Here is a 13174-nt window from a genome sequence, read left to right as displayed (position 1 = left end):
GCGCTACAGGCCGAGGTCGGTGGTTGGCAGAGGAGCCGACTCGGCGACCAGTGAGGACTCATGGCCTCGATCGTCACCGTTGAGCGCGGTTCCGTAGTCGAGGTCGACGGTGTCGTATGGCAGGGCGGAGTTCACTGCCGCGTCGATGGCGGATCCTGCGGACAGGTCGCCGTTGTCGGGTCCGCTGCCGACTGAGAGCTGCGCATCGTTAGTAGTGGGGCTGTGTGACGGGAGGTTGAGCCGGTACCAGAGCGCGGCGGCGGGCATGTCGTCGGGCAGCGGGCGTTGGTTGGCGGCGGTGGTGAGGAGGGTTTCGATGTCGTGGCCGGCGTGGGCGGCGGTGTCGAGGTGCTGGGCGAGGACGGGCCACCAGGGGTCGGTGGTGAGCCGGGTGTCGATGCGTTTGGCGAGCGCGGACCAGGTGTGGGTGGCGGTGTGCAGGTCGCCGAGGGTGTCGACGATGCGGGTGTCGAGATGCTGTTGGTGGTGGCGTTCTGCTGACGGGTAGCGGCGGGGCCCGGTGGGGCGGAGGTCGGTGTCGGGGACGTGATGGGCGGCTCGCCACATCGCGAGTTGTGCTGTGAGATCGCGGTTTTCGAGCAGTGGCCGCGCCCATTGGGGTGCCGTCACAGGTGTCCACACCTGGGCATCCACATTGATTTGAGCAGCAAGTGTGGTGATAACTCGGCTCCGAGCGTGGAGCTGTTGAGTTGCCTCGTCGTCGGGGAGCTCGGCAGGGATTGCACGGGACCAGGGCAGTGGCCCAGTGCCGATGGAGTGGATGCCGGTGGTGTCGAGGCGCCAGTCGAGGACAGCGGCAGCGTCATGGGCGGTGCACAGTTCTCGTTCGCTGGCGGCCTGTTGGAGGGCGCGGACCGGGTTGTGTCCGGTGATGGCGAGGGTGGTGAGATGCTGGCGCAGGACTGGGTAGGCGGGCGCGTCGGTGAGGCCCGGCAGCAGCTTTTCGGCGGCTCGATCGAGGCGGTCGAGAGCGTCTTGGCCGAGGGTGTTTTCGACGGCCAGGCCGATGGCGTCGTGGTAGGTGTCGATGGCGCGGCCGAGCCGTCTGTGGGGATTGAGGGGGTCGCGGAGGTCGGCGTGGGCGCTGGTGTGGGTGGCGTCGCGGGCGAGGATGCGTTGCAGGGTCTCGGTGCTGGTGCGGGGAAGGATGGCGGGTTCGGTCCAGTGAGAGTGTTCGTTGCCGTCGGTGGTGGTGGGGATGTAGGCGTGGTTGGTGTGGATGCCGCGGGTCATGGCGACGTAGAGCTGGTTGCGGGATTCGTTGCCGGTGAGCGCGACGTGGCAGGTGTCGACGGTCATGCCTTGGGCGGAGTCGATGGTCATCGCGTAGCCGAGCCGCACATGTTCGGCGACATAATCGGCGGGCAAATGGGCCGTGGCGCCGGGTTGTCGACCGGTGCGCAGGTGTGTGGCGGTGAGACCGCCGTCAGGGTGGACGGCGGTGATCGTCCATCGGTAGCCGTTGCGCACCCAGTCGCTGTCGCCGAGACCCAGGCGCGGATTGTTGCGTCGGGTGCAGATGATGTCCCCGACCGATGCGCACTGCCCCTCAGCGACAACGACTTCCGGTCCGTCCGGTGCGAGGGTGCGGGTGAGGCGGTCGGTGCGGGCGCGGGTGTTGAGTTCGGTGACGAGGTCGTGGGTGGGGGCGAGCATGAGGGTGTCTCGTCCGGCGTGGCGGTCGGCGAACCATGCCATATAAGTCTTGTCCGCGATGGCGGCCGGGGTGCCGGAGTGGATGCGCTGGTGGTCGAGGTAGTAGCCCAGACCGGTGGGGTCGCCCTCGCGCAGGGCGAGGCTGGCGGCGGCTTCGTGGGGGTCGGCGAAGCGGACCACGTCGGTCATGGTGACCGAGTTGCTGGCGGTGAGGTCTGTGGCGGTGCCACAGGGTTCGATGGAGGGTAGTTGTGCGGTGTCGCCGAGGCAGCGGATGGTGGCGTCGCGGGTGGTGAGGAATTCGAACAGGCGTAGTCGTTTGTCGTCGCCGAGTTTGACGTGCTCGTCGACGACGACCAACGTGCGGGCGTCGATCTCCTGCAGCCATTCCGGCAACTGCGGCGGATATGGAGAGTCGGCCAGCGTCTGCCGGGCAAGGGTGTGCCGGTCGAGAATGTGCAGAACCCGGTCGACGGTTTCGACCCGGACGCCGGTGTTTTCGGCGAGTACCGCGGCTGCGGCGGCGGTGGGGGCGAGGCCGAGAACCGTGCCGCCGGAGGCGTGCCAGGCGTTGACGAGCACGCGCATGGCGGTTGTTTTGCCGGTGCCGGCGGGCGCGTTCGCGACCGCGATGCGCAGGGGTGAGGACGCGAATTCGGTGACGACTGCGACCTGCCCGGGATTCAACGGCTTGCCGCGATTGGCGGGATTGATGTTGTAGGAGTCGATGGCCGAGGCGACCACATCGGCGGGGAGGGTGCGTGCGCCGGGTTGTATGGAGAGGTCGAGGAGGCGTTGTTCGGTGCCGAGGCGGCGCGCGGAGGTGTAGGTCTGGCTGCCGGGAACGGTGTAGACACTGGTTCCGTCGCGACGCTGAAAGATTGTCGGTGGATGCTGGAGAACGGGTTCGGCGGTGATGTCCGGGTCGCCGCGGGCGAGCGATCGTGTGGGCGATAGTGCTTCGCGGACTACGGTGTCCACCACGTTCGGCCACTGCTTCGGATGGATACAACCGCGCGCTTGGCGTTCGGCTTCCGCGCGAATGTGGTGGTGTTGCCACACCGAACGCTGGCCGGAAACGACGTCGACGACGTGGTCTGCGGTGCAGGAAATCCACGCCTCATCGATCGTCGGACGAGAGTATTCGGGGCGCTTGAGCACCGAGGAGACGGTGTCCTCGACCGCATTCGTGCCGCCGAGAAGTGTTGCTGCGTCGTGGTGCCAGTCGTGGCGTTGCTGAGCGTAGGAGCGCGAGAGGTGTTTGGCGGGGCGGGTTTCGAGGGTGGCGCGCTCGGCGAGGGCGAATAGTTCTTTAGGGGTCGGTTCGCGCCCGAGCTGCTGTTGAAACGACACCGCGAGGGAGCCGAGCCGGTGGGTGATGGCGGCGTCGCGGCGTGACCAGTGGCGGATCAACTCGATTGGGATGCCGACGATTTCGCGGATGGGTCGCTTGTTCGGGGTGGGTGCGGGTCGTTCGGTGAATTGGATGCCGAGGCTGGTTTCGAGGTGGTGCTCAAGGCGGGTGTTGTAGATCTCGCTGACGACCACCAGGTTCCGATAGATGTGGGTGGCATCAAGAGTCCGCCATTTGCCGTCGAGGGTGCGTACTCGGTTGGCGATGAGCATGTGGGTGTGCAGGTCGGGGTCGCCGGAGCGTGATTCGCGGTGGGTGAAGCGTGCGGCGATGAGGCCTTCGACGTCGACTTGCCGCACACCGCGGGTACCCAAACGGGTGTAGGTGGCGTTGTCTTCCAGCCACGAGATGGCGTCATCGACCGCGGCATCGTGGGCGGCCTGGATGGCGTCGGCGATGGGTTTGGGGGCGATGGCCCACAGTGTGGAGACGCTTTTGACGGGGGAGAAGGTGATGTCGAACCCGGCGACCGCTGCCGATTGGGGGCGGGAGATGCGGGCGACGAACCCGGACAGTTCGCGATCGTCGAGGGGTACGCGGTCGTAGTTGTCGACGAACATCGCTGTCGCGATGTCGGTCCGGATGCGGGCGCGGGTGTCTTCGTCGATGGCGGCGTTGGCGTCGAGTCCGTGGGCGAGGTTGTGTTGCCGGTAGGCCTGGGCGCAGCGGGTGCGGAAGGTGTTGTCGCCGTGGCGGGCCGGGAAGGCTTTGCCGAGGCGGCTGGCTTGTCTGGCCGCATGGAGAGCGTCTTTGGGTTTGGCGCCCTTTTCGATCGCTTCGGTGAGGATCTGGTATTCGATGGCGGTGGCGTTGGGGTGTCGGCCGTCCCCGAACAGGCATCGCATCTGGTCTTCGGTGACCTGTTCGCCGGGTGAGATGTCGAGGGCGGTAAGGGCGGTGCCGCGCCAGGTTCCGGGTGCTTCGCCGCGGGTGGAGTAGTAGTCGGCGAGGCTGGATGTGCCGAGGTCGGTGGCATCGGCGGCGGCTACCTGGCGCTGGTAGTACAGGTAGCTGGTGCCGGCGAGGATCTTGTGCAGCGTCGCTGTCACGTATCCATCAGACACCCAACGACATTCGGATCGCGAGGGCTGGAAGGGAGGTAGTTTGTATCAATTCTCGCCGTTTCGCCACGTCGTAAGGAAACTCTCAGCCGGAGTGCAGGAGGTCTGCGTGTGGTGTGTGGATTATGGGGTGAGGGGTTATGAGGGAGAGGGAGGTTGGGGGTTATGTGTGTGAGTGGAATGTGGGTGTGAATGTATGGGGGTGTGATGATGTGGTGAAGGGGGTGATGGGGAGAGTGATGGTGGGGATTGCGGATGAATTGCCACGGGCCTCTCGTTGCCGCAAGCGGCCCGGCGTCGAGGCGTGGATAAGCGCGGGCGTTGGTCGTCGCGTCGAGTGTCGCGCGCCGTAGCGCCAGGCTCGGCGTTGTCTGGCCTCTCTTACCCGGCCCCACGACGACGGCGCATCGACAACGGCGTCCTGTATTCACTGTCGGCGGGTTTGTTTGTCGCGGATCGAAGATCATGGCGTGGATGAGTCGATCGCCTGGGCTCGGGTGAGGATTCTGCTGACGGTCGATCGGCTGCGATGGGTTCGCTCGGCGATCTCGGTGGCTGTGAGTCCTTCGGCGTAGTGCAACGCCAGGATGTGTGCGACGTCGTCTGGGTCTCGGCGGCGGGACGGGTCGCGTGCGCAGATGACCGCCGCGATTTCGCTCCATGAAGTTGTGCCCGCAATGGTCCCGTCCGTCGTGCGCACGGCGTCCTCGTCGACCGGGGTGCCCGACGATTCCGGCAATGTGTCAAGAACTGTCGTCGGCCCGGTGGACGCTGTGGCTTCTGTGGTGGTGCTGGTGTCGTGGGGTGGTTGTGTGATCGAGATGAGGGCGACGGTGGCTTGGGTCATCGAGCCTTCGATGATCAGCGGCCACAGCCATGCCTGATTGTGCGGGATGCCGGCCAGTTCGGCGAGGGAGCGCAACGCGGTGAACGACAGCCAGAACGCTCCGGCCGCGATGAGGACGGTCAGCACGACCGCGAGCCGGTGAGCGGCGGTGCTGCGCACCTGCTTTCGCTGCAGCACGGTGACACCGTGCACAGCGGTCAGCAACGCGATCGGCGGCACGACCGCGACCGCACCGGCGATCGACGGAGCAGAGGCGTGAAGAACGGCGTGCACGGCGTTGCCGGTCACGCTCACCGTCGCCGATGCGACGAGCACGCACCAGAAGAAGGCGTGCGCACGGTCGTGACCGTGCGCACGGTCCGGACCGCTCGGCGAGGTGGGCGTGCGCACGACGGTGCCGGGGGCGGGCATGTGGTGTGGTCCTTGCGGCGAGCGGGGATCCGGTGTGCACGCGGCAGTGTTCATGTGGCCGTGGGTCCTTCGGCCGTGGCCAACGGGTGGGGCTCGCCGGTGAGTACGGCGAGGGCGGCGGAGACTTCGAGCAGGTTGGCTTTGACGTAGGTGGCCGTCGTGCCAGCGGTCTTGCCGTGGTGACCGGCGTAAGCGCGGGCCACGGCGTAGCCGAAGGTGCGCTCCACCCATGTCAGGGTCGTGTGCCGAAGCCAGTGCATGGTCACGCCCTGCACGGCCACCCACGGCAGTTCTTCGCCGATGCGCGCCCAGATGTGGTCGTAGCGCCGCGAGGTGATGGGTTGGCCGGTGCGGTAGCGCAGCAGCTGCCCCGACACTGGCGCGTTGCGAGCGACGGCGTGCGCGCGCAGGTGGTGCATGAGGGTGGGGGAGACCGGTTGCCAGCGGTCGGGGCCGTCTTTCTCTCGCAGCCACACCAGGCATTGGTCGGCGTCGAGGTCGTGCGGTCGCAGAGCTAATGCGCCGCTGCGCCGGCACGCGGTCTCGATGTGCAGGCGCAGGATCAGTGAGTCCAGTTCCCCGTCGTTGCCGGTCTCGGCGGCCACCGCGCAGATCTCGGCCAGCTGCCCCGACGGAATCGCGTAGCGCTGCGAGGGTTTTCGTGTGGGCTTGGCGACCTTGCGGGCCGGGTTGTCGCTGGGGCGGATCCAGCCTGTGCTCTCGGCGTAGCGGTACACGCAGCGCACCGCGCTGACGAAATGCTCGACCGCGCTGCCTCCGCCGCGTGAGGCGCGGTTGGCGCGGGCGCGCTGTTGGACGGCTCGGGCCATGTGCTCGAGGTCGGCTTGGGTCGGCTCGTCCAGGCGCCGTGTCGCCCATTGTGTTTCCAGCCGCCGCAGATGCGCGTCGTAGGTGCGCATCGTGCCGGGGTGCAGCGTGGCCCGCACCTGCGGGACCACCTCGGCGAAGGTCGGCACCAGCGCGGTGGTGCCGACGAGATCGGCGGGGCTGATCCCCATCTGCGCCAGCAGGACTCGCGCGGCCGCGACCGCCTCCGCCGATGCCGCGGGTGGTGTGTTGGTGGTCATCGGTGTCAGCGCTCCAGCAGTGCCAGGCCGGGAGCGAACAACGTCTCCATCGCGGCGGGCGCGACGATCGCCAATCGCCCGCCGGTGCGTCTGCCGAGAAGGAGGACGCGGTCGCCGATGACCAGCTGCACCCGGCGCCGTTGCCGTAGGGGGATATGAATGGTCCCGTCGCGCATCAGGATCGGGCCCTCGGGGTCGGCGGAGGCGACGAGGATTCCGTGCTCGGCGCGGCGCAGAGCCAGCCGGTCGCGGGTGTCCCATCCGAGCGCGGCGAAGACCTTGCGATCCACGATCCGCCCGCCTCGCCCGAGCGTGGACATTCCGGCGACGAGGTCGGCATCCGGCGCGGGAGCAGGGAGCGCCGGGAGCGTGTGGGCGCCGTGGATCAGTTGCTGCAAGGGCGTCTGCGGTGGGATCACCGGTGCGATCACGCGCGCCACCCCCGCACGCCGCGGGGCGATGAGGGTCGCACGAACGCACGCAAATATCGCATTCGTGCTACCGAAGTGATCAGGTCACAGACTGTTGTCACTGGTCGTCCTTCGCGTGGTTGAGTGCGCTCACACACGCGGACGCCGAATGTGTCACCAGTGACACGAAATCGTGCGCGAGGGGGGACTCGTATTCCTCGCTGCGGCAGATTTACCTAAACCATGTGTTCGATGACATCTAATATAGATAATTCCCGTTTCCGTTTCAATGCTAACCGTGTGATACCGCTGCAATAGGTTGAAGTCTAGTCGTCTTATTGGGCTGCGCTGAAATTCTCCATGCTGAGTGAGATCGGGTGATTCCTCAAGCAGGTGGCCCACCCGGTCTTTTCTCGTGAACGACGGCTCGTACTGGCGAGCCTGGTAGGCGAACTCTCCGCTGGCGGTTTACCTGGGGGTTTTTGCTCGACGGATCACTGCTTCCGTGTGGCCAACTATGCGCATTCGGTGCTTGAGCCCCGCCGAGACTTGGGCATGTGGATCCCGGCGAGGCGATTCGGAATTTAGGCCCAGACTAAACGAAATGCAAACCATGGTACGGCAGTTGCGGCATTTACTCCCGGTGCTTGAGATGGGCGTGCGGCCGGTCGAACCGGTACTGCGGCCGCGCCGGTGTCGCGGTCTTCTGGGTCCTGTCCTGCGGGGACAAGTCGAAACGCCGCCAACGGTCATCGCAACACTCTCGATTGAGAGGTTGCGGCGACCGTGTCGTTTCGGAGGATCTGGACCAGTTCGGTAAGCAGCTGCTCGGGCTGGTCGATGCCGGGATGGTGGTGAAACAAGCCGCTGAGTCGTTGGGGACGCACTCGACGGCCCGCCGAGTGCTGGTCGTGCTCGGCCTGGTCAGTGCAGAACGCATGGTTCGAGGCAAACCAGATGCCGAGCGGCGTTTCGACGAACCGAGCGCTTCGGGATGGTCGATGGCGGCCGCGGCTCGCGAGGTCGGAGTCAACGAGCGTACCGGTGATGACTGGCGGCACAACATACGCAGGTCGCCGCCGACAACTCTCTGCCCCGCGGCGTCCGGATCCGACTGTGGCTGGCCTTGGCCAACCTCGCCTTACCACTGGACCTGATACCGGACTTCATCCCGATCATCGGCTACGCCGACGATGCGATCATCACCACGGCAGTGCTGCGTAGCGTCGTCCGGCGCGCCGTTAGCGCCACAGTCCGTGCGCACTGGCCCGGGCGCGGACGACGGATTCGAGGCACTCGCCCGGCGCACCGGGACTTGATGGGGACGTGTCCGATGGCGGCTGTCGCCAGTTCCTGGTTGGTCATCTGAAAATCATTGCCCCTTTGAGCGGATACTGTGCACAGTCCACGTTGGATGAGGGCGGCGACCGACGCTGACCGCGTTAGAACGTGTTACTGCTAGGTTGGGGTGCGGATTCGCGGGAGGAAGGCGTTGTTGTTGTGCCATACGTAACCTCGGCAGGAACGAAGATCCATTACAGCGACACGGGCGGCGCGAAGCCGGTTGTGCTGCTCGGACATGGCTTCTTTCTGGATCGGCAGATGTTCGATGCGCAGGCCGCCGCTCTTGCTCCGAGGTATCGAGTCGTAGCGATCGATGCGCGGGGTCATGGCCTGACTCAGGACGACGGAACACCGTTCAGCTATTGGGATCTCGCGCGGGATGCGTGGGTCGTGCTTGATGAACTCGGTCTGGACCGTGCCGTTGTTGGAGGTATGTCGCAGGGCGGCTTCACGGCACTGCGGATGAGTTTGTTGCAGCCCAGAAGAGTCGACGGGTTGATCCTGATAGGTACTTCCGCTCAGGCTTACACTCCGAAACAGCAGGCCGGCTACCGCGAGGTCATGGATACCTGGATGGGAACGACTGCACTGGGCCCCCTGGCCAGGACGATGGCGTCGGTGATGATCGGCGGCACGCGAGACGACCAGCAACCGTGGCTCGATAAGTGGCTGAGCGCCGATCGAACCCGGCTTCGTCTCGCTGCCGATTGTCTGATCAACCGTGAAACGATCACCGAAATGCTGGGCAGCATAGGATGTCCGGCAACCCTTATTCGCGGAGTGAGCGACCAGGCATTCAGCGAGGAGGAGATGTCAGCGCTCGCCGAGGCACTCGGTGGCCCTGCGACGCTGCACAGCATCGCCGGTGCTACTCATGCCGCGAATATCACCCACCCAGACGAAGTGAACGCGATACTCCTCAGCTTCCTCGACGAAATCTACTGAGCCGCGGCGACGTCGGTCAGTAAGCCCACCAATATCCGCGGTGCGGGATCGCTGTCGACGGACCGGAGTTGCTGAAGTATTACAGAATGCACAGCGCCGGTACACGGGTTCCGCAGGCGCACAGTGGGATCCGATCGGCGGACGGTGATCCGGCCAGAACTCCACAGCCGGCGAAAGTCCGGCTGCTCGATCAATTCCTCCACCAGGATCCGTAGTGCACGGGGATCGCGCGGATGCGCCGCGTAATGTCGAAGAGTGCCGGCAGCCGAGCCCGCTTCGTGCTCCCACTCCTCGAGTACAAGGCGCGCATAAGGATCGGTGAATATCCAACGTAGGATGTTTCCGGAGGCGCGCGCCCCAGGAAAGACGGGCTCGAACGCGCTGTTCCATGCCAGGATGTCGAACAGATCGTTCACCACCACTACCGGATGTGGCGCGAGCGCGTCGATGGTTCTCTGCGGCGCGGGATTCGTAGTTGGATCGTGGGTCGGCGACGGCATTTGGTGTCCCGCAAGTCGATACAGGTGGACGCGGTCATCGGCTCCCAGTTCTAGAGCGGCGCTGAGCGCGTCCAGAACGCCAGTGCTTGGGCTCACCGCGTCGCCCTGTTCGATCTTGGCGATGTAACCGACGCTGGTGTGTACCGCAGTGGCTAGTTGCTGTCGGGTCAGCCCCGTCGGCGCCGCTGCGGTGGGCCGCTTGCGGAGGGCTCGCAGGAATCCGCCCAGGCTGGGAAGCTCCAGGTCGTTCACGCGCCCCTCCGTACCGTCCACATGTCTGGCTTGCTGTCCCAGTAGTACCACTGCCGAGTAGTACTACTGGCCAGGGGGTGACATGAACGAGGGGCGAGCTGTGCATTGCCGTGATGTCCGCAGGGCTGGTGGCATAGCAGCAGAGGCGTCCGACCGAGCCCACTTCGGAGGGGAGAGCTCGGTCGAACGCCCTCATTTCACCGGCGGGCCCGCGGCGATCAACCGTTGTAATGTGCGGACGACCTCGGCGGCGATAATCGCCTGACTGCTGTGCGTCGGATGAATCCGATCCGTGCTCAACCAATTCGGCCGGCTCTGTAGCGGGTGCTGCCACAAGTCGATCACGGACGCTCCCTGGCGGGAGGCAACCCTTCGAAGGATCTGGTTATAGCGATGGAAGCGAGCCCGGAGCTTGCGATCGCCGTTTTCGGTGACACAATCGTGTACGGCGAAGGTTAGCAATTGTGCGCCCGCCAACCGAAACTTCCCGAATATGATTCCGAGGTTCCATTCGACCTCCGTGAAATCGACGCGCTCACTCCACATGTCGTTTCCGCCGCACACGATGTGGACGAGATCAGGGTCGAACGCCGCGACGGTCTGCAGTTGATGGTCGCGCACATCGCGGCTGGTTGCGCCCTCTGTCCCAGTATTGAGACAGGCAAGGTGGGGGACCACCGGCTCGAGTGCGGTGACCACGCGGTCGGCCCATGTCATCGGCAGGTAGCCCGCCACGGAATCGCCGGTTCCCAGTGCAAGCGAGTCGCCGATCACTGCGAAGCGACGCCAGGGTGCACCGGCCAAAAAGGCCGAGGATTGTTCGATGGGGAGGCAGAGAGGATCGGTTGTTTCGGTATAGGCGGATTCTGAGCTGAGGAGACGGCTCATTGTGTTCGTGGCGGGGTTGTGCTTCGAATTTTTATATTCATGAACTGTAGCTGAGTACTCGGAGTATCGGCGTTTTGTGGTCGGCATCAGTACCCGAATTCTGCTGGCTGGTATTTCGGAAGGTATTCAGTTGTGAGCGTCGGGGGCGATAGTAGATGAGCTCAATAAGGTTGCAAATAAGGACTGGCGCAGACTGATCAACCGAGATGTCGGTTGTGGTGCTTCCTCGGCTGGCCTCGAATGTGCAACTGCGGATGGAGCTCAGTTGCACGTCGGATGACTGTGATGCGAGGTTGGTTCACAGGCGAACCGGCAGGGGCGCAACCGGTTTCGTTGCGCGGCGCCGGCGGTGATTCTTGGTTGCGAGGCTGGGGTCGAGGTGGAACGTGTTCTAGTCTTGGGGTATGGACTACACGTACGATGAAACGCTGAAGCAACTCGACACGGGGCAAGGCGCGCTGTACTACCACGAGGCTGGTGCCGGCGAGCCGCTGATCCTGCTGCATGGGTCAGGGATCGGCGTGAGTGGATGGAAGAACTTCAGCGGAAATCTGGACTTCTTCGCGAAGCACTACCACTGCTACATTTTGGAGTTTCCCGGCTTCGGCATCAGTGATCCTGTTGAGGGGAAGCATCCGGTCTTGGCGGCCGGCGCTGCGCTGCAGGGGTTCATGGACGCCTTGGGGATCGAGTCGGCGTCGTTCATCGGCAACTCGATGGGCGGGGTAGTGGCGGTAAATCTCGCCATCAGCGCTCCGCAGCGAGTGCGGAATCTGGTATCGATAGGCGGTGTCGGTCCGAATATTTTCAGCGCTAGCCCCAGCGAAGGGACACGATTGCTGCAAGACTTCGCCGACTCGCCGAGTAAGGATCGGCTGATTCGATGGCTGAAGTGCATGGCATACGACCCGTCCCTGGTGACCGACGATCTCATCGAGGACCGCTGGCAGACTGCCGCTGACCCCGATTCCCACGCTTCGTTGGCCGCAATGTACGGGTCGAAGGCATTCGAGGCTCAGCGGCAGATGCAAGAAAAGTCGCAGTATCCTCCGTACTGGTCGATGATGCACAAAGTGGCTTGCCCGACATTGCTGACCTGGGGAATCGATGATCGGCAAAGTCCTCCGGACATGATGTTGGTGCCCATGCGGCTTATTCCCAAAGCGGAAGTACATGTTTTCCCACGGTGCGGCCATTGGGTGATGGTTGAAGCTAAGAACGACTTCGAAGGTGTCACTCTGGAATTTCTTCAGAGAACTGGCTCGTAAGTGGGGGTGGCGTCTGTGGCTGCAGGTGCTGGGCGGGTGGACGAAACGTATTCGGCGCGCCTTCATGAGCGACGTTATCGCTGACAGGATCGGTGTTCAACTGCCTCCGTGGGGCAGTTGAACACTTCCGATGTCGTGGGTGGCCGTCGATCGATGGTCTTTATAGAAAAATCGGATAACCGCTCCTATTATTCGATCCATGTCGTCGAATGCTCCTGCATATTTCTCCGTGGCTGGTGAATCGGAATTTACCCCTACAGTAATGGCGCAAAGTCCCTGGAGTGCGGACACGGTTGCCGGTCAAGCCCTGGCAGCCCTTGTTGCTAGGCAGCTGGAAGTAAATTGCGGAGCTCCGGAATTTCGTCCCGCGAGGCTCACTGTCGATTTGCTCAAGCCGATTCCGATGAAGCCACTCACAGTTCCCACCCGGTCGGTCCGAGAAGGCCGCCGGATCCGAGTTGCCGACGCGGAAGTCCGCTGCGACGAAGTAACTGTGGCGCGAGCGAGTTGTGTCTTCCTGAGGCGCTCCGAGGACACCACGCCGGCGGTCTGGTCGCCGAATCGTCGCCCTGACGTCCCGCCGCCCGTGATCCCGGGCGATCGGGCCGGTGCCCGAGGACCGATTTTCGGTAGCGACGGACATCCGACCGGCTGGTCGCGGGACATTCGTCAGCACGCCGGAGTGACACGAAAGCGTATGTGGGCCAACGGGATGTCTGCTGTGCGGGGCGATGAGCTGACACCGTTCGTCGCGGCGGCTATTGTCGGGGAGGCCGCCAGCTTCGTGACGAACTGGAGCAGCGACGGCATCGCATTCATCAATGCCGACCTGACGATCGCGCTCTCGCGGATGCCTGAGGGAACAGCGATGGGCATCGAAGCCGACAACCATGTCAGCTCGGAGGGCATCGGAGTCGGCACGGCGACGCTGTTCGACTCTATTGGCACCTTCGGCACCTGCGTGGTCACGGCCCTCGCGAACTCGTCGCATCGTGTCACCACCGGTGGTCTGGACGCGCACAACGCGAAGCTGGTCGGTAATTCCGGCACGTGATCCGGCGAACTCGCG

10 protein-coding genes are annotated in these 13174 nt (G+C 64.4%); 4 read left to right on the top strand and 6 right to left on the bottom strand.

Annotated elements, in window-relative coordinates; translation table 11 throughout:
• Nucleotides 1-3: 3 nt before the first annotated feature.
• From mobF to NN2_RS04465, 4 genes are all read right to left on the bottom strand, one after another.
• Nucleotides 4-4140, bottom strand: coding sequence for a MobF family relaxase (mobF, locus tag NN2_RS38905; protein ID WP_063010639.1), 4137 nt, complete (start codon nt 4138-4140; stop codon nt 4-6).
• A gap of 475 nt (nt 4141-4615) precedes the next feature.
• On the bottom strand, nt 4616-5410 hold the full coding sequence (locus tag NN2_RS04475) for a DUF2637 domain-containing protein (protein ID WP_063010637.1): 795 nt from the start codon (nt 5408-5410) through the stop codon (nt 4616-4618).
• Nucleotides 5411-5460: 50 nt separating this feature from the next.
• Nucleotides 5461-6498 (bottom strand): tyrosine-type recombinase/integrase, encoded by a 1038-nt coding sequence (locus NN2_RS04470; protein ID WP_063010635.1) that lies wholly within the window; start codon nt 6496-6498, stop codon nt 5461-5463.
• A gap of 5 nt (nt 6499-6503) precedes the next feature.
• The gene (locus tag NN2_RS04465) at nt 6504-6929 is read right to left on the bottom strand and encodes a hypothetical protein (protein WP_156511207.1); all 426 of its coding nucleotides are present in this window, start codon (nt 6927-6929) and stop codon (nt 6504-6506) included.
• Between the two features lie 1105 nt (nt 6930-8034).
• On the opposite strand from NN2_RS04465, the gene NN2_RS04460 reads away from it, so the two are divergent.
• Together NN2_RS04460 and NN2_RS04455 are read left to right on the top strand one after the other, a co-directional pair.
• Nucleotides 8035-8277 (top strand): YkvA family protein, encoded by a 243-nt coding sequence (locus tag NN2_RS04460; RefSeq protein WP_369689952.1) that lies wholly within the window; start codon nt 8035-8037, stop codon nt 8275-8277.
• Between the two features lie 131 nt (nt 8278-8408).
• Nucleotides 8409-9197 (top strand): alpha/beta fold hydrolase, encoded by a 789-nt coding sequence (locus tag NN2_RS04455; RefSeq protein ID WP_063910671.1) that lies wholly within the window; start codon nt 8409-8411, stop codon nt 9195-9197.
• On the opposite strand, the gene NN2_RS36060 is transcribed toward NN2_RS04455, so the two are convergent.
• Together NN2_RS36060 and NN2_RS04445 are read right to left on the bottom strand one after the other, a co-directional pair.
• Nucleotides 9191-9949 (bottom strand): helix-turn-helix transcriptional regulator, encoded by a 759-nt coding sequence (locus tag NN2_RS36060; RefSeq protein WP_169812374.1) that lies wholly within the window; start codon nt 9947-9949, stop codon nt 9191-9193. The two genes, NN2_RS04455 and NN2_RS36060, sit on opposite strands and share 7 nt — an antisense overlap.
• A 192-nt stretch (nt 9950-10141) precedes the next feature.
• The gene (locus NN2_RS04445) at nt 10142-10837 is read right to left on the bottom strand and encodes an SGNH/GDSL hydrolase family protein (protein WP_063010627.1); all 696 of its coding nucleotides are present in this window, start codon (nt 10835-10837) and stop codon (nt 10142-10144) included.
• A gap of 404 nt (nt 10838-11241) precedes the next feature.
• Here NN2_RS04445 and NN2_RS04440 point away from each other — a divergent pair, with 404 nt between their 5' ends.
• Both NN2_RS04440 and NN2_RS04435 read left to right on the top strand, forming a co-directional pair.
• Nucleotides 11242-12105, top strand: a complete 864-nt coding sequence (locus NN2_RS04440) for an alpha/beta fold hydrolase (RefSeq protein WP_063010625.1) — start codon at nt 11242-11244, stop codon at nt 12103-12105.
• 199 nt (nt 12106-12304) lie between these two features.
• Nucleotides 12305-13159, top strand: coding sequence for an acyl-CoA thioesterase domain-containing protein (locus NN2_RS04435; protein WP_063010623.1), 855 nt, complete (start codon nt 12305-12307; stop codon nt 13157-13159).
• Nucleotides 13160-13174 lie beyond the last annotated feature (15 nt).

It is taken from the genome of Nocardia nova NBRC 15556, from assembly GCF_001613005.1.
GTDB classification, from domain to species: Bacteria; Actinomycetota; Actinomycetes; order Mycobacteriales; family Mycobacteriaceae; genus Nocardia; species Nocardia nova.
The sequence above is the reverse complement of the archived record's forward strand: the minus strand, read 5'-3'. Positions and strand labels throughout refer to the sequence as shown.